13 protein-coding genes are annotated in these 19517 nt (G+C 69.7%); 4 read left to right on the top strand and 9 right to left on the bottom strand.

The genetic code is table 11. From position 1 onward, the window contains the following. Nucleotides 1-55: 55 nt before the first annotated feature. The 3 genes from AB0K65_RS03840 to ngcE are packed head-to-tail and all read right to left on the bottom strand — an operon-like array spanning nucleotide 56 to nucleotide 3426. Nucleotides 56-991 carry a carbohydrate ABC transporter permease gene (locus tag AB0K65_RS03840; RefSeq protein ID WP_365714010.1) on the bottom strand — a complete coding sequence of 312 codons (936 nt, stop codon included), beginning with the start codon at nucleotides 989-991 and terminating at the stop codon, nucleotides 56-58. Nucleotides 992-1006: 15 nt separating this feature from the next. Then, the gene (locus AB0K65_RS03835) at nucleotides 1007-1936 is read right to left on the bottom strand and encodes a sugar ABC transporter permease (RefSeq protein ID WP_365714008.1); all 930 of its coding nucleotides are present in this window, start codon (nucleotides 1934-1936) and stop codon (nucleotides 1007-1009) included. A 50-nt stretch (nucleotides 1937-1986) separates the two neighbouring features. Then, nucleotides 1987-3426 carry an N-acetylglucosamine/diacetylchitobiose ABC transporter substrate-binding protein gene (gene ngcE / locus AB0K65_RS03830; protein ID WP_365714006.1) on the bottom strand — a complete coding sequence of 480 codons (1440 nt, stop codon included), beginning with the start codon at nucleotides 3424-3426 and terminating at the stop codon, nucleotides 1987-1989. Nucleotides 3427-3853: 427 nt separating this feature from the next. Between ngcE and AB0K65_RS03825 the strand changes: the two genes are divergently transcribed. Continuing rightward, entirely contained in the window at nucleotides 3854-7645 is a 3792-nt protein-coding gene (locus AB0K65_RS03825; protein WP_365714004.1) for a GH92 family glycosyl hydrolase, read from the top strand. A gap of 90 nt (nucleotides 7646-7735) precedes the next feature. Here the strand turns inward: AB0K65_RS03825 and acnA are convergent, their stop codons facing one another. After that, nucleotides 7736-10453, bottom strand: coding sequence for an aconitate hydratase AcnA (acnA, locus tag AB0K65_RS03820; protein ID WP_365714002.1), 2718 nt, complete (start codon nucleotides 10451-10453; stop codon nucleotides 7736-7738). 263 nt (nucleotides 10454-10716) lie between these two features. On the opposite strand from acnA, the gene AB0K65_RS03815 reads away from it, so the two are divergent. From AB0K65_RS03815 to AB0K65_RS03805, 3 genes are all read left to right on the top strand, one after another. Beyond that, nucleotides 10717-11073, top strand: coding sequence for a VOC family protein (locus tag AB0K65_RS03815; RefSeq protein WP_365714000.1), 357 nt, complete (start codon nucleotides 10717-10719; stop codon nucleotides 11071-11073). 50 nt (nucleotides 11074-11123) lie between these two features. Then, on the top strand, nucleotides 11124-12653 hold the full coding sequence (locus AB0K65_RS03810) for a UDP-N-acetylglucosamine 1-carboxyvinyltransferase (protein WP_365713998.1): 1530 nt from the start codon (nucleotides 11124-11126) through the stop codon (nucleotides 12651-12653). A 294-nt stretch (nucleotides 12654-12947) separates the two neighbouring features. Next, complete coding sequence (locus tag AB0K65_RS03805; RefSeq protein ID WP_365714234.1) at nucleotides 12948-14105, top strand: cytochrome P450; 1158 nt, start codon at nucleotides 12948-12950, stop codon at nucleotides 14103-14105. A gap of 81 nt (nucleotides 14106-14186) precedes the next feature. Here AB0K65_RS03805 and AB0K65_RS03800 read toward each other — a convergent pair whose 3' ends face one another. From AB0K65_RS03800 to AB0K65_RS03780, 5 genes are all read right to left on the bottom strand, one after another. Next, entirely contained in the window at nucleotides 14187-15368 is a 1182-nt protein-coding gene (locus AB0K65_RS03800) for a cation:proton antiporter (RefSeq protein ID WP_365713996.1), read from the bottom strand. A gap of 2 nt (nucleotides 15369-15370) precedes the next feature. After that, nucleotides 15371-15850 (bottom strand): cation:proton antiporter regulatory subunit, encoded by a 480-nt coding sequence (locus AB0K65_RS03795; RefSeq protein WP_365713994.1) that lies wholly within the window; start codon nucleotides 15848-15850, stop codon nucleotides 15371-15373. A 153-nt stretch (nucleotides 15851-16003) separates the two neighbouring features. Continuing rightward, complete coding sequence (locus AB0K65_RS03790; protein WP_365713992.1) at nucleotides 16004-17557, bottom strand: MFS transporter; 1554 nt, start codon at nucleotides 17555-17557, stop codon at nucleotides 16004-16006. A 163-nt stretch (nucleotides 17558-17720) separates the two neighbouring features. Continuing rightward, a complete protein-coding gene (locus tag AB0K65_RS03785; protein ID WP_365713990.1) occupies nucleotides 17721-18122 on the bottom strand; it encodes a RidA family protein in 402 nt (133 codons plus the stop codon). Between the two features lie 171 nt (nucleotides 18123-18293). Further along, nucleotides 18294-19406 (bottom strand): acyl-CoA dehydrogenase family protein, encoded by a 1113-nt coding sequence (locus AB0K65_RS03780; RefSeq protein WP_365713988.1) that lies wholly within the window; start codon nucleotides 19404-19406, stop codon nucleotides 18294-18296. Between the last annotated feature and the right edge of the window lie 111 nt (nucleotides 19407-19517).

The raw sequence follows: 19517 nt of genomic DNA, 5'->3' as shown, positions 1-19517 counted from the left end.
CCCGGAGGGGGACGTCCTCCAGGGCCTCGGAGCCCGCGCGGGGCGGGATGGATCGTTACTTCAGCGTGGCCGACGTGAGACCGGCCTGGACCTGCCGCTGGAAGGACAGGTACACGACCAGCATCGGGATCATCGCGATCGTCACGCCGGCGAAGAGGACCGGCAGGTCGGTGGCGTATCCCTGCTGCTGCTGGAGCTGGATCAGTCCCTGGGTGAGGACGTACCGCTCGGGGTCGTCACCGCTCTGCGGCTGCATCAGCACGGTCGGCAGGACGAACTGGTTCCACTGCCCGAGCGTGTTGAAGATCCCCACGCTGAGCAGGCCCGGCTTGGCCATCGGGAGCATGACCTGGAAGAAGGCCCGGGTGTGCGAGGCCCCGTCCAGGATCGCCGCCTCGAAGACCGCCGTGGGCAGCGTCCGGAAGAACGCGTGCATGAAGAACACGGTGAAGGGCATCGAGTACGCGATGTAGACGAGGATGAGCCCCTGGTACGTGTTCAGCATCCCCAGCAGCTTCACCATGAAGAAGAGCGGGACCAGGGCCAGGAACACGGGGAACATCGCGCCGGCGACGAAGAAGTAGTAGACGAGGCGGTTGCCCCAGAACCGGTAGCGCGCCAGGACGTAGGCGGCCATGGAGCCGAAGAGCATCGTCAGCGGCACGGAGAACACCAGCACGACGAGCGTGTTGACGAAGTAGTCGCCGATGCCCTTCTCCCACGCGCGGGAGAAGACGTCGAGCGACCAGTTGGCCGGCCAGCCGAAGGCGGACCCGGCGATCTGCGCGTCGGTCTTGAAGGAGCTGAGCACCAGCCACAGCAGCGGCAGGACGATCATCAGGGCCCACAGGGCGAGGAAGCCGTGGGAGAAGGCGTTCAGGACGACGCCCTCGCTCCGCCGGCCTCCGGGGCCGCCGCCCCGGTCGCCCGCCGCGCGCTGCCGGGGCAGCGTGCCGTCCTTCGTCACGGTGTCTTGGGTGGGTGCAGTCATCGTTGGCTCTCCCGCTCAGAACTCGAGGCGCTCGCGGCGGGTGGCGCGCAGCGTGACCACGGACACGATCAAGGTCAGCAGCAGCATGACCACGCCCATGGCGCAGGCGTAGCCGCTCTTTCCGTAGTAGAGGAAGTTCCGCATCATCACCGTCGACATCGTCTCGCTGGCGTGGTCGGGGCCACCGCCGAACTCGCCCGAGGTCATGGTCGAGACGAGGACGAACATGTCCATCGCGACGATGCCGAGGTAGACCCAGGCCGTCTGCACCGAGTCCCACAGCAACGGGAGGGTGATGCGGAAGAAGGACTGGGCACGGCTGGCTCCGTCGATGAGCGCGGCCTCGTAGATGTCCCTCGGGATGGACTGCATCGCGGCGGAGAACAGCACGAGGTAGAAGCCCACGCCGTGCCAGACGACGATCGCCATCAGCGCCCACAGCACGACGTTGGGTTCGTTGAGCCACTCGACGGGGGTGGCCTCGTCGATCAGGCCCAGCTTGAGGAGGAGGCCGTTGAGCATGCCGCCGGTGTCGCTGCGGTAGAGGGCGCCGAAGAGCACCGCGAGGATCGCCAGCGACAGGACCTGCGGGAAGAAGTAGACGATCTTGTAGAACCGGGCTCCGGCGACGCCCGAGACGCCGCCGGCCCGGCTCCGCCCGCCCGCGTTCACCATGAAGGCGAAGAACAGGGCGAGCAGAATGGTGATCACCGGGATGAACACCAGGAACAGGATGTTGTGCCAGATGGCCCCCAGGAAGATGTCGTCCTCGAACAGCGCGACGTAATTGTCGAGGCCGACGAACGAGAAGGTCTGCGACTGGCCCTTCCAGTCGGTCAGCGAGTAGCCGAACGTCTGGATGTACGGCCAGATGACGAAGACCAGATAGAGCGCCACGGGTACGAAGAGAAATCCCGCGACGAACTGGTACTGCCCTTTGCGCATGGCGTTCCTGCCCCTGATGTCCCCGGCGGTTTCCGGCAGTGGAAGCGTGGTCAGTCGCGGCGGTTGTTCTTGGCCGCCGGGTCCTTGGCGGCCTTGTCCACCGCGGCCTGGGCGCGCTTCAGCCATTCCGCGGGCTGGATACGCTTGGCCATCAGCTCGTTGGAGGCGTTCTGGATGGCGGTGTCCATCTCGCTGTACCACTCGGTGTACAGGTAGCGGAAGGTGTTGGGTCCGGCCGCCTTGGACACCTCGACCGTCGACTGCGTCCCCGGACGCAGCTTGACGCTCGGGTCCACACCGTCCTTGAGGATGGTGAGGGAGTTGGCCTCCTTGGCGAAGAGCGTCGACCACTCCTTGGAGAGCATCATCCGCATGAATTCCTTGGCCTCGGCCAGGTTCTTCGCCTTGGACGGGATGATGAAGGGCTCGCCGGAGCCGGCGCGGATCGCCTCGTACGGCATCACGGAGCCGGGCAGCAGCGGCATCGGCATGAACTTCATGTCGAAGTCGGCCGGCGTCTGCTTCAGCTGCTCGTTCTCCAGCCAGGAACCGCAGGTGATGAAGGCGGCCTTGTACTGGTTCCAGCGGGTCTGGGACTCGGTGTGCGTCAGGCCGTTGGTGCCGGGCATCAGATAGCCCTTCTCCACGACCTCGTAGATCGCCTCGACGGCCTCCTTGGCGGCGGCGGAGCCGACGAACGCGTCGGGCTCGAGGTTGTCGATCGCCTTCATGGCGTCGAGACCGCCCTTCTTGGCGATCAGGTCCATGATGGCGACGTTGATGTAGTACGGGAACTTGCCCTGGTGGGCGAGTCCGCCGATGCCCTGGGCGGTGGCGTCCTTGCAGACGGCGAGGAACTCGTCCCAGGTCTTCGGCTCCTTCCAGCCCTTCTCCCGGAAGAGCTTGCCAGAGTACCACAGGCCCCACACCGTGTAGATGTAGTTGAGCGCGACGACCTTGCCCTCCTGGAGGCCCGGGTCGAGGGTGCCCGGGATGAGGGTGTCGCGGACCTTCTTGGTGGGGTCGTCGACCGAAGGCGCGTCGAGGACCTCGGCGAGGTCGAGCAGCTGGCCGTTCTTGTGGAGAACGTCGATCTTGATCTTCTGGGCGCCGGAGTCGTCGACGATGTCCGGCGGGTTGCCGGCGTTGAAGCGCGGCTGGAGCTTGCCGGTGATCTCCTGCGTACCGGTGTGGGTGGCGGTGACACCCCACTTCTTGGCGAAGCTTGCCTCCCACGCCTTGGCGTAGTCGTCGCCGTATCCGCCCTTGAAGACGACGACGTCGATCTTTCCGCCCTTGGCCACACCGAACGGGTTGTCCTTGGAGACCTTCCCCTTCGGCTTGCTCTCTTCCGTGCTGCCACCGCCGCCGGAGGCGCAGGCGGACAGGAAGCTCATCGTCGGCACCGAGATCAGACCGAGAGCGGCGGAGCGCTTGATCAGATCGCGGCGGCCGAGGCCCTCGTTGGTGTGCGCGGAGGTGGATCCCATGCTCAAGTCCTCGCCTTCATTCAGGACTCAGGCGGTGTACCGGTCGCCCGTACTGCTCGCCTCAGGCGAAGGGCCCCGCCACCGCATTCGAATGCAGCTTGGGTCGTGCGCCGACAGGTATAGTCCACTTCCCGTCAACTGAGCAAGATCGAAAGCCGGTTTGGGCGGCCATCTTTCCCGAGTTGAGACCTCGGGGATATCCGCGCCGCATCTGCACCGGTTCCTCCCGCGCATTGCCGCGAACACCCTTGACACATGGCGTCACTTGGACCCCTACTAGAGCCTGCGCGTTTCAATTGACAACGTTGTCTAAAACGAGCGGCGGGAGTGACGACACCGAATGCTGGCCCGACTTCACACCGGACCGAGACCTCGGCACACGCACAGGCACACGTTCACCCACACCCTCAAAGGCCCTCCGGGACGCATGCTGCGGCAGACGCGGGCGGCCGCCCTCCTCGCGGCCGCAGCCCTCCTCGTGACGGCCGCCCCCTCCCCCTCCTTCGCCCTTCCCTCCCCGCCGAAAGGCGCGGCCGGCAAGGAGTTCACGACCTCCTTCGAGCCGGACGAGACACAACCGACCTGGCGGAACACCGTCGACATCGGCCGGGACGGCACGCAGCGGGCGTCGGGGGTCGACGGCGGGTTCGCCGGCGGGATCCCCGGCAACGTCACCGACAAGGTGGTCGGCCTGCGCGCCAGCGGCGAGAACGCGGGCGGAGGAGAGATCAAGGAGAACCTCGTCGACCTCCAGCCCGGTACGAAGTGGCTGGTCTTCGAGCCGACCGCCTGGGTCGAGTTCGACCTGGACGCCCCCGTCAAGGTCGTGACCTACGCGCTGACGTCGGCGAACGACGCGGCCGAGCGCGACCCGCGCGACTGGACCCTGAAGGGCTCGGCGGACGGCAAGGAGTGGAAGGTCCTGGACACCCGGGAGGACCAGAGCTTCGCCAAGCGCTTCGAGACCAGGACGTACGACTTCGCCGGTGACACGGCCTACGCCCACTACCGGCTGGAGATCACCGAGAACGCCGGCGGAGGGATCACCCAGCTCGCCGACGTTCAGTTCTCGAATGGTGACACCTCCGCCCCCGTCCCGCCGGAGATGCGCAGCCAGGTCGACCGCGGCCCCGGTGGCTCCCCCACCGCCAAGGCCAACGCCGGTTTCACGGGCGTCCGGGCACTACGCTACGCCGGGACCCACAAGGCGGCCGGGCGGGCGTACTCGTACAACAAGGTCTTCGACGTGAACACGGCCGTCGGCCGGAACACCGAGCTGTCGTACCGCATCTTCCCGTCGATGCCCGAGACCGACCTCGACTATCCGGCCACCCACGTCTCCGTGGACCTGGCCTTCACCGACGGCACCTATCTGAGCGAGCTGGGCGCCACCGACGCGCACGGAGGTCCGCTCACCCCACAGGGCCAGGCCGCCGCCAAGCGGCTCTACGTCAACCAGTGGAACCACGTGAGCGCCCGGATCGGGGCGGTCGCGGCCGGCAGGACCGTGGACCGGATCCTGGTGGCGTACGACTCCCCGAAGGGACCGTCGTCGTTCCAGGGCTGGGTCGACGACATCGCCCTGCGGGTCAAGGCGCCGCAGCAGCGCCTGGAGCGGCTCTCCGACTACGCCTCGACGACCCGCGGCACGAACTCCTCCGGCTCGTTCTCCCGGGGCAACACCTTCCCCGCGACCGCCGTGCCGCACGGCTTCAACTTCTGGACGCCGGTGACCAACTCGGCGTCCAAGAGCTGGCTGTACGAGTACGCCCGCGCCAACAACGCCGACAACCTGCCCACCGTCCAGGCGTTCGCCGCCAGCCACGAGCCGAGCCCGTGGATGGGCGACCGGCAGACCTTCCAGGTGATGCCGTCCGCGGCCGCGGGCACTCCGGAGAGCGACCGGGTCAAGCGGGCCCTGGCCTTCCGCCACGAGAAGGAGACCGCCCGGCCGCACTACTACGGCGTGACCTTCGAGAACGGTCTGAAGGCCGAGATGGCCCCGGCCGATCACGCGGCGACGATGCGCTTCACGTATCCCGGTGACGACGCGAGCGTCGTCTTCGACAACGTCACGCAGGAGGGCGGACTCGCCCTGGACGCCGCGACCGGCTCCTTCACCGGCTACTCCGACGTGAAGAGCGGTCTGTCCGCCGGCGCCACCCGGATGTTCGTGTACGGCGTCTTCGACGCGCCGGTCACCGCCTCCGGCGCGCAGGGCGTGAAGGGTCACTTCCGCTTCGACGCGGGCGCGGACCGCACGGTGACCCTGCGCCTGGCGACCTCCCTGATCTCCGTCGACCAGGCGAAGGCGAACCTCGCGGACGAGATCCCGGCCGGCACCGGCTTCGAACAGGTCGAGGAGCGGGCGCAGGACGCCTGGGACGCGGTCCTGAGCCGGGTGGAGGTCGAGGGCGCCACCCACGACCAGCTCGTCACCCTCTACTCCAGCCTCTACCGCCTCTACCTCTATCCCAACTCCGGCTTCGAGAAGGTCGGCTCCACGCACCGGTACGCCAGCCCCTTCTCCCCCAAGCCCGGCCCGGACACCCCGACGCACACCGGCGCGAAGATCGTCGACGGGAAGGTGTACGTCAACAACGGCTTCTGGGACACCTACCGGACGACGTGGCCCGCCTACTCCTTCCTCACCCCGAAGAAGGCCGGCGAGCTGGTCGACGGCTTCGTGCAGCAGTACAAGGACGGGGGCTGGATCTCCCGCTGGTCCTCCCCCGGCTACGCCGACCTGATGACCGGCACCTCCTCCGACGTGGCGTTCGCCGACGCCTATGTGAAGGGCGTGGACTTCGACGCCGAGGCGGCGTACGAGGCGGCGCTCAAGAACGCGACCGTCGTCCCGCCGAGCGGTGGCGTCGGACGCAAGGGCATGGAGACGTCCCCCTTCCTCGGCTACGCCTCGACGCGGACCCACGAGGGGCTCTCCTGGTCCCTGGAGGGCTACCTCAACGACTACGGCATCGCGAGGATGGCCGAGGCCCTGCACAGGAAGACCGGGCAGAAGCGGTACCAGGAGGAGGCCGCCTACTTCCTCTCCCGCGCGCAGAGGTACGTCTCGCTCTTCGACACGAAGGCCGGCTTCTTCCAGGGCCGTGACCTCACGGGCGCGTGGCGGGTCCCCTCCGCCGCGTACGACCCGAGGATCTGGGGGCACGACTACACCGAGACCAACGGCTGGGGCTACGCCTTCACCGCCCCGCAGGACTCGCGCGGCCTGGCCAACCTCTACGGCGGCCGGTCCGGTCTCGGCGCGAAGCTGGACACGTACTTCTCCACCCCGGAGACGGCGAGCCCCGAGTTCACCGGCTCGTACGGCAGCGTCATCCACGAGATGACCGAGGCCCGTGACGTCCGGATGGGCATGTACGGCCATTCCAACCAGGTCGCCCACCACGTGCCGTACATGTACAACGCGGCCGGCACGCCGTGGAAGACGCAGGAGAAGGTCCGCGAGGTGCTCTCCCGCCTCTACACCGGCAGCGAGATCGGCCAGGGATACCACGGTGACGAGGACAACGGCGAGCAGTCCGCCTGGTACCTCTTCTCCTCGCTCGGCTTCTATCCGCTGGTGATGGGCAGCGGGGAGTACGCGATCGGCTCGCCCTTGTTCAAGAAGGTGACGCTGCGCCTCGACAACGGACGCACGCTGGTCGTCGAGGCGCCGCGCAACAGCGCGAAGAACCTCTACGTCCAGGGCGTGAAGCTGAACGGCGGGCGGTGGAACTCCACCGGGCTGCCGCACGCCCTGCTGTCCGGGGGCGGCACGCTGACGTTCGAGATGGGTCCGAAGCCGTCGGCCTGGGGCACGGGCGCGCAGGCCGGCCCGGTCTCGATCACCCGGGACGACAAGGTGCCCGCCCCGCGGGCGGACGCGATCGCCGGAGCCGGTCCCCTCTTCGACGACACCTCCGCCACACAGGGCCCCGTGGCCTCGGTGGACCTGCCGGTGGCGGAGCCCGTCCGGGCGGTCCAGTACACGCTGACCTCGTCCGCACGGGGCACGGCGCCCACGGGCTGGGTCCTCCAAGGGTCGGCGGACGGCACCGTCTGGAAGGACCTCGACCGGCGGACGGCCCAGTCCTTCACCTGGGACCGCCAGACCCGGGTCTTCTCGGTCTCCGCACCGGGCACCTACGCGAAGTACCGCCTGGTCGCGAGCGGCACGGGCGGGACGCTGGCGGAGGTGGAGCTCCTGTCGTAGGCCGTGGCGGGAAGTCTCGCCCGGCAACGCGGACCGGCCGCCACCCCCTGCGGGGTGGCGGCCGGTCCGGGTGCCGGGTGACCGTGTGGGTCAGCCGCGGATGAGGTTGCGGAGCACGTACTGCATGATGCCGCCGTTGCGGTAGTAGTCCGCCTCACCGGGGGTGTCGATGCGGACGACCGCGTCGAACTCGACACCGGTGTCGGTGGTGACCTTGACCGTGCGCGGGGTGCGGCCCTCGTTCAGCTCGGTGACGCCGGTGAAGGAGAAGGTCTCCTCGCCGGTCAGGCCGAGGGAGGCCGCCGAGGCGCCCTCCGGGAACTGGAGCGGCAGCACGCCCATGCCGATGAGGTTCGAGCGGTGGATGCGCTCGTACGACTCGGCGATGACGGCCTTGACGCCGAGCAGCGCGGTGCCCTTGGCGGCCCAGTCGCGGGACGAGCCGGAGCCGTACTCCTTGCCCGCCAGGATCGCGAGCGGGATGCCCTGCTCGATGTAGTTGCGCGAGGCGTCGTAGATGAACGACACCGGGCCGTCGGCCTGGGTGAAGTCGCGGGTGAAGCCGCCCTCGGTGCCCGGCGCGATCTGGTTGCGCAGGCGGATGTTGGCGAACGTACCGCGGATCATGACCTCGTGGTTGCCTCGGCGCGAGCCGTAGGAGTTGAAGTCACGACGCTCCACACCGTGCTCGGTGAGGTACTGGCCCGCCGGGGTGTCGGCCTTGATGGCGCCGGCCGGGGAGATGTGGTCGGTGGTGACCGAGTCGCCCAGCTTGGCCAGGACGCGCGCGCCGACGATGTCGGAGACCGGGGTGGTCTCCATCGTCATGCCCTCGAAGTAAGGGGGCTTGCGGACGTAGGTGGACTCGGCGTCCCACTCGAAGGTGTTGCCGGTCGGGATCGGCAGGGCCTGCCACTGGGCGTCGCCCGCGAAGACGTCCTGGTAGGACTTGTTGAACATGTCCTCGCCGATGGCGTTGGCGACGACGTCGTTGACCTCCGCCTCGGAGGGCCAGATGTCGGCCAGGTAGACGGGCTTGCCGTCCTGGTCGATGCCGAGGGCGTCCTTGGTGATGTCCACCTTCATGGAGCCCGCGAGGGCGTACGCGACGACCAGCGGCGGAGAGGCCAGGTAGTTCATCTTGACGTCGGGGTTGATCCGGCCCTCGAAATTGCGGTTGCCGGAGAGCACCGAGGTGACCGCGAGGTCGTGCTCGTTGACGGCCTTGGAGACCTCCTCCGGCAGCGGGCCGGAGTTGCCGATGCAGGTGGTGCAGCCGTAGCCGACGAGGTTGAAGCCGACCTTGTCGAGGTACGGGGTCAGGCCCGCCTTGTCGAAGTAGTCGGTGACGACCTTCGAGCCCGGGGCGAGGGTGGTCTTGACCCACGGCTTGCGGGTCAGGCCCTTCTCCACGGCCTTCTTCGCGACGAGCGCGGCGGCGACCATGACGTACGGGTTCGAGGTGTTGGTGCAGGAGGTGATCGCGGCGACGGTGACGGCGCCGTGGTCGATCTCGTAGGTCGAGCCGTCGGGGGCCGTGACGGTGACCGGCTTCGACGGGGCGCCGTCGGGGGTGTTCGCGGGGGCGTCGGAGGCCGGGAAGGACTCCTTGCCCGCCTCGTCCACGTCGTCCACGTAGTTGCGGACGTCCTGGGCGAACTGCTGCGCGGCGTTGGCGAGGACGATGCGGTCCTGCGGGCGCTTCGGGCCCGCGATGGAGGGGACGACCGTGGAGAGGTCCAGCTCCAGCTTCTCGGAGAAGTCGGGCTCGGCGGACGGGTCCAGCCAGAGGCCCTGCTCCTTGGCGTACGCCTCGACGAGCGCGACCTGCTGCTCGGAGCGGCCGGTGAGCTTGAGGTAGTTCAGGGTCTCGCCGTCGATCGGGAAGATCGCGGCGGTGGAGCCGAACTCGGGCGACATGTTGCCGATGGTGGCGCGGTTGGCGAGGCTGGTGGCGGCCACGCCCTCGCCGTAGAACTCGACGAACTTGCCGACGACGCCGTGCTTGCGCAGCATCTCGGTGATCGTGAGGACGAGGTCGGTGGCGGTGGTGCCGGCCGGGAGCTCGCCGGTCAGCTTGAAGCCGACGACGCGCGGGATGAGCATGGAGACCGGCTGGCCGAGCATGGCGGCCTCGGCCTCGATGCCGCCGACGCCCCAGCCGAGCACACCGAGGCCGTTGACCATGGTGGTGTGGGAGTCGGTGCCGACGAGGGTGTCGGGGTACGCCTGGCCGTTGCGCACCATGACCGTGCGGGCCAGGTGCTCGATGTTGACCTGGTGGACGATGCCGGTGCCCGGGGGGACGACCTTGAAGTCGTCGAAGGCGGTCTGGCCCCAGCGCAGGAACTGGTAGCGCTCCTTGTTGCGGCCGTACTCCAGCTCGACGTTCTGGCCGAAGGCTTCCTTCGTGCCGAACTTGTCGGCGATGACGGAGTGGTCGATGACCAGCTCGGCCGGGGAGAGCGGGTTGACCTTCGCCGGGTCGCCGCCGAGCTCCTTGACGGCCTCGCGCATGGTGGCGAGGTCGACGACACAGGGCACACCGGTGAAGTCCTGCATGATCACGCGGGCCGGCGTGAACTGGATCTCCTGGCTCGGCTGAGCCTGCGAGTCCCAGCCGCCGAGCGCCCGGATGTGGTCGGCGGTGATGTTCGCGCCGTCCTCGGTGCGGAGCAGGTTCTCCAGGAGCACCTTCAGGCTGTAGGGGAGGCGCGCGGAGCCCTCGACCTTGTCCAGCCTGAAGATCTCGTACGACTCGTCGCCCACGCGCAGCGTGCTGCGGGCGTCGAAGCTGTTCGCCGACACGACAGTCTCCTTCATCAATGTGCGCGTTCTGACCGCATCCTGCCGCGATGGCTCCTCGCCGATCCGCTAAGGTAAGACTTAGTTAGGTAACCCTTACCGGCTGGCGCGGCTGCGGTGCGTCTTTCGGCAGATATCTCGATGTCGAGATAACTCTAGTACATGACCGCCGCGCGGTCATGCCCGGCGTGCCCCGGGGCGCGACCCGGGACCCGTACGGCGGCGCAGCGCTGGCCGCATCCTCACACCGGCGTGACGATCGGACCATGTTCAGCGGCGCGCATGTGATTCTCTACACCCCCGACGCGGACGCGGACCGCGCCTTCCTGAGGGACGTGCTCGGGTTCGCCCACGTCGACGCGGGCGAGGGCTGGCTCCTCTTCCGGCTGCCGCCGGCCGAGGTCGCCGTCCACCCCTCCCCCGGCGATCCGAAGCACGAGTTCTATCTGATGTGCGACGACATCACGGCGACGCTGACCACGCTGGAGGACCGCGGCACCGAGATCTCACGGCCCATCACCGATCAGGGCTGGGGACTCCTCGCCGCCGTACGGATGCCGAGCGGTGCCGAACTCCCGCTCTACGAACCCCGCCACCCCACCGCTCACGGTTCGTCACTCTGATGGTCCACCCCATCGCGAGCGTCATCTCATATCTGAGATAACGTGACGCCATGGCAGACGACTACCTCGTACGCATCGGCAAGCTCATCCGTGACGCCCGCCAGCACCGTGGCTGGACTCAGACACAGCTCGCCGAAGCCCTGGCCACAAGCCAGAGCGCCGTCAACCGGATCGAACGCGGCAACCAGAACATCAGCCTTGAGATGATCGCCCGGATCGGCGAAGCACTCGACAGCGAGATCGTCTCCCTCGGTTACGCCGGCCCCATGCACCTCCGGGTCGTCGGACGCCGGCGGCTCTCCGGAGCCATCGACGTGAAGACGAGCAAGAACGCGTGCGTCGCCCTGCTCTGCGCCTCCCTCCTCAACAAGGGCCGCACGGTCCTGCGCCGCGTCGCCCGGATCGAGGAGGTCTTCCGGCTCCTGGAGGTCCTGGGCTCCATCGGCGTCCGCACCCGGTGGATCAACGAGGGCGTCGACCTGGAGATCGTGCCCCCGGCCGAGCTGGACATGGAGTCGATCGACGCCGAGGCCGCGATCCGCACCCGCTCGATCATCATGTTCTTCGGCCCCCTGATGCACCGCCTCGACCGCTTCAGGCTGCCCTACGCGGGCGGCTGCGACCTCGGTACGCGCACGATCGAGCCGCACATGATCGCCCTGCGCCGCTTCGGCCTCGACATCACGGCGACCGAGGGCCTCTACCACGCCCAGGTCGAGAGGTCCGTCTCGCCCGACCGTCCGATCGTGCTGACCGAGCGCGGCGACACCGTGACCGAGAACGCGCTGCTCGCCGCCGCGCGCAACGACGGTGTCACCGTCATCCGCAACGCCTCCTCGAACTACATGGTCCAGGACCTGTGCTTCTTCCTGGAGGCGCTGGGCGTGAAGGTCGAGGGCATCGGCACCACGACGCTGACCGTGCACGGCGTCCCGCAGATCGACGTGGACGTCGACTACTCCCCTTCCGAGGACCCGGTCGAGGCGATGAGCCTGCTGGCCGCGGCCGTCGTCACGGAGTCGGAGCTGACGATCCGCCGGGTGCCGATCGAGTTCATGGAGATCGAGCTCGCGGTCCTGGAGGAGATGGGCCTGGACCACGACCGCTCCGCGGAGTACGCCGCCGACAACGGCCGCACCCGCCTGGTCGACCTGACGGTCCGTCCCTCCAAGCTGGAGGCGCCGATCGACAAGATCCACCCGATGCCGTTCCCCGGCCTCAACATCGACAACGTGCCGTTCTTCGCGGCCATCGCGGCGACCGCGCAGGGCAAGACCCTCATCCACGACTGGGTCTACGACAACCGCGCGATCTACCTCACCGACCTCAACCGCCTCGGCGGCCGCCTCCAGCTCCTCGACCCCCACCGCGTCCTGGTCGAGGGGCCGACCCGCTGGCGCGCCGCCGAGATGATGTGCCCGCCGGCGCTGCGCCCGGCGGTGGTGGTGCTGCTGGCGATGATGGCGGCCGAGGGCACGTCGGTCCTGCGGAACGTGTACGTGATCAACCGCGGATACGAGGAGCTGGCGGAGCGCCTCAACTCGGTGGGGGCGCAGATCGAGATCTTCCGCGATATCTGATCCCCCGCGAACTCTCCCCGCCCGGGCCGTCGTCCGCGGCGCTTCGCCTCCCGAAGCGCCCGGTCGGCGGCCCTTCGCGCATCCCCGCGCATCCCCGCGCAACGAAGTCCATTGCAACGGACCGTTGCGTTAACGACCAGTGTCATTGCATCAATTTGCCTCCACTGAGCCGCATTTACGCTTTCAAATCGATGGACGGAACCCTGAACGCAACGTAGCTTTCGACATGTGTCAAGCAGATGCCGCCGCGAGATGAGGAATGGCCATGGGTGAACCGTCCACACCGTCACGACGCTGCCGGCGGAACGCCCGCCCGGCTGCCCGTTCGACCCGCCGGCGGAGCTGATCGAGGCCCGTCGGCAGGGGCCCGTCAGCCGCTACACCCACCCCGGCGGGAAGCCCGGCTGGCTGATCACCGGGTACGACCTCGTCAGGTCGGTCCTGGCCGACTCGCGGTTCAGCTCCCGCAAGGACCTCCTGAACGTCGTCGACTTCGAGCTCCCCCCGGCGCCGCCCGGCGAGTTCCTCCTCATGGACGAGCCGGAGCACGGGCGCTACCGCAAGCCGCTGGTGGGCAGGTTCACCGCGCGGCGGATGCGGCTCCTCACCGAGCGCGTCGAGCAGATCACCGCCGACTGCCTGGACGCCATGGAGGCGGCCGGGCCGACGGCGGACCTGGTGTCCGCGTTCGCCAAGCCGATCCCCACCATCGTCATCTGCGAGCTGCTGGGGGTGCCTTACCAGGACCGCGCGTCCTTCCAGGAACAGATCGACACGTTCATGAACGGGGAGACGAGCGACGAGGACCTGATCGCGGCCTACACCGCGACCCAGGAGTACCTCGCCCGGCTGGTGGCCGCCAAGCGCGCGAACCCCACCGACGACGTGCTCAGCGAACTCACCGACAGCGACCTGACCGACGAGGAGCTGCGGGGGATCGGCCTGATCCTGCTGGCGGCCGGCTTCGACACCACCGCGAACATGCTGGCCCTCGGGGCCTTCGCCCTCCTGCGGAACCCCGAACAGCTGGCCGCGCTGCGCGCCGATCCCGCGCTCACCGACCAGGCCGTGGAGGAGCTGCTGCGGTATCTGAGCGTCGCCAAGTCGTTCATGAGGACGGCGCTGGTGGACGTCGAGGTGGGCGGGCAGCTGATCCGGGCGGGTACGACGGTCGTCCTCTCCTACAGCACCGCCAACCGCGACCCCGAGCGCTTCACCGATCCGCAGGTGCTCGACCTCCGCAGGCGGGACGGCGGCCACCTGGCCTTCGGCCACGGCATCCACCTGTGCCTGGGTGCGCAGCTCGCCCGTATCGAGATGCGGGTGGCGTTCTCCGCTCTGTTCGCCCGCTTCCCGGGACTGCGCCTCGCCGTACCGGCCGAGGAGGTCCCCGTTCGCCCGGAGGCGGCGGACATCCACGGGGTGAAGAGCCTGCCGGTGACCTGGGCGTGACGGTCGTACGGGCCCGGTGACGCGGGGCGGACGCCCGGGCCCGTGGCGCGGGCGTCCGCCGGGGGGCGCCGTCCGGCCGGCTCAGGCGGCCCCGTCCTGCGCGTCGGCGCGGGGCGGCTGCCGCCCGCCGAGGGGGACCGCGCCGGCCAGGCGCGTGAGGACCGGGCCCACGATCGCGAGGATGAAGACGTACGCGGTGACCAGCGGCCCGAGGGAGCCGTGCAGGGTGCCGACGAGGCCGACGATGACGAGGGAGAACTCGCCCCGCGCGATCAGGGCCGTCCCGGCACGCAGCTGCCCGCGGCGCCCCACGCCGTCCCGCGCGGCGGCGAACCGTCCGGTGAGCACCTTGGTGACGATGCTCACGGCGGCCAGCGCGAGGGCCGCGGGCAGGGCAGGCACCAGGTCGTCCGGGTCGACGGACAGTCCGATGGCGAGGAAGAACACGGCGGCGAAGAGGTCCCGCAGCGGGCTGAGTACGGCGCGGGTGCGGGTCGCCGTCTCCCCGGTGAGGGTGAGGCCGACGAGGAAGGCGCCGACGGCCGCCGAGGCATGGACGAGTTCGGCCAGGGCCGCCACGATCAGGGTCAGGCCGAGCACCCGGAGCAAGAGCTGCTCGTCGTCCGGGTGGGAGACCAGCCGGCCCAGGTGGTGCCCCCAGCGGTAGGAGACGGTGACGGCCGCCACGACGGCGCCGACCGCCGCGAGCACGCCGAGGGCCGCCTGCCACCAGCGGCCGCCGGAGGCGAGCACGGCGAGCACCGGCAAGTAGAAGGCCATGACGCAGTCCTCCAGGACGAGGACCGACAGCACGGCCGGGGTCTCCCGGTTGCCGAGGCGGCGCAGGTCCGCCAGGAGCCGGGCGACGATGCCGGAGGAGGAGATGTAGGTGGCGCCGGCCAGGGCGAGCGTCCCGATGCCGTCGAGCCCGAGCAGCAGTCCGGCCACCGCGCCCGGCAGGGCGTTGAGGACGAGGTCGACCAGGGCGGACGGGACGCGGCGCCGCATGCCGACGGCGAACTCCGGCAGGGAGAACTCGAGGCCGAGCGTCAGAAGGAGCAGGACGACGCCGATGGCGGCGCCCGTCTCGACGAACCCGCCGGCCGCGGGGACGGGCGCGATGCCCCCCTCGCCGATCGCCAGGCCCACGAGCAGGTAGAGCGGGATCGGCGAGAGCGTGAGGCGTCTGGCCACGGTCCCGAGCAGGCTCAGGGCGGCGAGGATGACGCCGAGCTCCAGCAGCAGCGCGACCGGCGTGTGCACCGTCAGCCCTGGATGATCTGTTCCACGGCCGCGATGCCCTCGTGGGTACCGATCACCACGAGGACGTCCCCTCCTCGCAGGACGTCCTGCGGGGAGGGGGAGGGCAGCACGATCCCTCCCCTGACCACGGCGACGACGGACGCGCCGGTCAGGGTCCGCGCCTGGGTGTCCCCCAGGGGCCGGCCGTCGTAGCGGCTTCCGGGGCGGACCTCGGTCTGCCCGGACCGCAGCCCGGGCGCCTCCTCGGTCAGTCCGGCGAACCGCTCGGCGATCCGCGGCGCACCGAGGATCTCGGCCACCGTGTCGGCCTCTTCCGCGTTGAGTTCGAGGACGGAGCGCCCCTCGTCGGGGTCGTCCCTCTCGTACACCACCAGTTCGTAGTCACCGGTCTGCCGGGCGACGACTCCGATGCGGTCGCCCCGGTGGTTGGTGAACTCGTAGCGCAGCCCGAGGCCGGGCAGGAGTACCTCGGTGACGTCCATCCACCCATCATCGAGCGGGGCGCGGGGGGCGGCACGCGCGGCGACGCCACCCGGGTCGGATCGCGCGCGGGGCGTGATCCGACCGGGTGACGACGGTGCCGCGGGGCCGGTGGGCCGCCCGGCCGGCCGGCTCGGACCGACCCGGGGACCGGCTCAGCCCACGCCCGGGGGGCCCATGCCGCCCTTGAGGCGTTCGAGGTCGGAGGGGCGTACCTGGATCGCGACGAGGGCGATCACGGCGGCGATGATCGCGAAGGCGGCCGCCACGATGAAGGCCAGGGACACACCGGAGGTGAGCACCTCGTCGGCCCAGGGCGGCGGCAGCTGGCCCGTCTTGGCGAACTGCGCCTTCTCCAGCGGTCCGGCCTGGGAGAGGAAGGCCGGCACCTGCTTCTCCGCCTCGTTGCGGCTGGCCGTTCCGAAGACCGTCACCAGGATCGAGAGTCCGAGGGAACCGCCCACCTGCTGGGTCGCGTTGAGCAGCCCGGACGCGGCGCCCGACTCCTCCGTGCGCACGTTGGAGAGCGCCATCAGGGTCAGCGAGACGAAGAGCATGCCCATTCCCAGGCTGAAGATGAGCATGGGGCCGAGGATGCTGCCCAGGTAGGTGGAGTGCACGTCGGTCAGGGTCAGCCAGGAGAGCCCGGCCGCGGCGAGGAGCGAGCCGACGACCATGAAGGGTTTCGGTCCGAACCTCGGCAGCATCTGGGAGGCGAGCCCCGCGCCGACCGCGATCACCGCGCTGACCGGCAGGAACGCCAGGCCGGCCTCCAGGGGGCTGAAGCCCAGGACGTTCTGCACGAACAGGGTCAGGAAGAAGAACATGCCGAACATCGCCGCGGCCAGGCAGAGCATGATGGCGTACGTGCCCGCCCGGTTGCGGTCGGCGAACATGTGCAGCGGGGTGATCGGCTGCCGCGAGCGCCGCTCGATCGCGATGAAGACGATGAGCAGCACGACGGCCGCTCCGAAGGAGGCGAGGGTGACGGGATCCCGCCAGCCCTCCTGGGCGGCGCGGATGAACCCGTAGACCAGCGCCACCATCCCGACGGTGGCGGTGAGCGCACCGGTCAGGTCGAAGTGGCCGGCGTGGCGTTCGGACTCCTTGATGTAGCGGGGCGCCGCGACGGCGATGAGGACGGCGATCGGGACGTTGACGAAGAACACCCAGCGCCAGTCGAGCCATTCGACCAGGACGCCGCCCGCGAGCAGTCCGATCGCGCCACCGCCCGCGGACACGGCCGCGAAGACGCCGAACGCCCGGTTGCGCTCCGGTCCTTCGGTGAAGGTGGTGGAGATCAGTGCGAGAGAGGTCGGCGAGGCGATCGCGCCGCCGACGCCCTGCAGGGCACGGGCGGCGAGGAGTTGCCAGTCGTTCTGGGCGAGTCCGCCGAGCAGGGAGGCGAGTCCGAAGAGGAGGACGCCGAAGATGAAGACCCGGCGCCGGCCGAGGATGTCACCGACCCGCCCGCCGAGCAGAAGCAGGCCTCCGAAGGTCAGGGTGTACGCGTTGACCACCCACGACAGGCTCGTGGTCGAGAAGTCGAGCGAGCTCTGGATGTGGGGCAACGCGATGTTCACGATGGTGATGTCGAGGACGACCATCAGCTGACAGGAGGCGATGACCAGAAGGGCGATCGTGTTGCCGCCGCCCTGGCGCTTGGTGGCGGCGGTCCGTGCTGGTGTCGTCGGCTTGGGGGTACTCATGGCGCATCGCGCCCTCGCGTGGTGGGTAGGCGGCCGTGGGCCGGTCAGTCCACCTTTCGACCCTAAGCCCGCCTCCGGCGGGTGACCAATTGATCAAGCCCGGCGGGGCGGCGGCCACGACCGCCGCCCCCGCACCAGGAGTTCGGCGGGAGCTCGGACGTCGCTACTCCAGGACGGCGAAGCCGTCCAGCTCCACCCGCGCCTGCTCGTCCCAGAGGCGCACGACCCCGATCACTGCCATCGCGGGATAGTCGCGGCCGGCCAACCGCCGCCAGACACGCCCGAGTTCGTGGGCGTGGCGGCGGTAGTCGGCGACATCGGTGGCGTACACGGTGACCCGCGCGAGGTCGGCCGGGGAACCGCCGGCGTGGCGGAGGGCGGCGAGCAGGTTGGCGAGCGCGGTCTCGAACTGCTCCGAGAGGGTCTCTCCGACGATCTTTCCGTCGCGGTCGAGGGCGGTCTGCCCGGCGAGGAAGACCAGACGGCACCCCGTGGCCGTGACGGCGTGGGAGAAACCGGTGGGCGGGGACAGCTCGGCGGGATTGTGCCGGTGGAGGGGCGTCATCGGTACAGCTCCTTCGTCATCCGTGCGGCTCCTCGGGTCATCCGTACAGCTCTCCGGTCATCCGTGCGACTCCTCGGTCCTGGGTCCCCCGGTCCCGGTTCTGGGTTCCCGGCGCCCCGTGCCGCGTCCCCGGGCCCCCGGGTCCCCGGTCCTCGGTGGAGCGTTCCGCTCTCATGCGTACAGCTCTCGGGCGATGATCGTGCGCTGGACCTCGGTGGCTCCTTCGTAGATGCGTGGTGCACGCACCTCGCGGTAGAGGTGTTCCAGCAGGTGGCCGCGTTGCAGGGCGCGGGCGCCGTGGAGCTGGACGGCGGCGTCGACGACGTACTGGGCCGTCTCGGTGGCGAGGAGCTTCGCCATCGCCGCGCGCTTGGGCACGTCGCTCGCGCCGGAGTCGTACGCCGCCGCCGCCGCGTAGACGAGCAGCCGGGCGGCTTCGGTGCGGGTGGCCATCTCGGCGACCTGGTGGGCGACCGCCTGGAGGTCGCGCAGGACTCCCCCGAAGGCGGAGCGGGCCGCCGTGTGGGCGAGGGTGGCGTCGAGGGCGGCCTGGGCCATGCCGACGGCGAACGCCCCGACGCTGGGGCGGAAGAGGTTGAGGGTGTTCATGGCGACCCGGAAGCCGCGGTCGACCTCGCCGAGGACGTCGTCCGGGCCGACGGGGACCCCGTCGAAGACCAGCGTGCCGATGGCGTGCGGGGAGAGCATGTCGAGCGGGCTGCCGGTGAGGCCGGGCCGGTCGGCGGGAACGAGGAACGCGGTGACCCCGCGCGCTCCCGCTCCCGGCGTGGTCCGGGCGAAGACGGTGGCGAAGTCGGCCTCGGGGGCGTTGGAGATCCAGCGCTTCTCGCCGTGCAGGAGCCACCCGCCGGCGCCGTCGGGGCGGGCCTCCAGGGCGAGTGCGGCGGCGTCGGAGCCGGCGTCGGGTTCGGAGAGCGCGAAGGCGGCGACCGCGCGCCCCGCCGTGACCTCGGGGAGCCAGCGGTCGCGCTGTGCGGGGGTGCCGGCGGCGGCGACCGGATGGGCGCCGAGCCCTTGGAGGGCGAGCGCGGTCTCGGCCTCGGTGCACGCGTGGGCCAGCGACTCGCGCATCAGGCAGAGGTCGAGGGCGCCGGCCTCGAAGAGACGGGCGAGGAGTCCGAGTTCCCCGAGGGCGGCGACGAGGGGGCGGTTGACGCGCCCGGATTCGCCCTTCTCGGCGAGGGGCCGCAGGCGCTCGGCCGCAAGGGTGCGAAGCTCCCTACAGCGGGCGGTCTGTGCGGGGTCGAGCGAGAATGCGGACATTCGGACTCCTGCCTCCGTCGTCACGTCGTCACCTTCGCGAGGCCACGTCGTCGCCTGACCACGGTCGTCACCGCCGTCCTCGCCGCCGTCTCGCCGTCGGACCGTTCTATC

It is taken from the genome of Streptomyces sp. NPDC053755 (assembly GCF_040677675.1).
In the GTDB taxonomy this organism is placed as follows: domain Bacteria; phylum Actinomycetota; class Actinomycetes; order Streptomycetales; family Streptomycetaceae; genus Streptomyces.
Note: the sequence above shows the minus strand (reverse complement) of the source record. Positions and strands in the feature narration are given on the sequence as shown.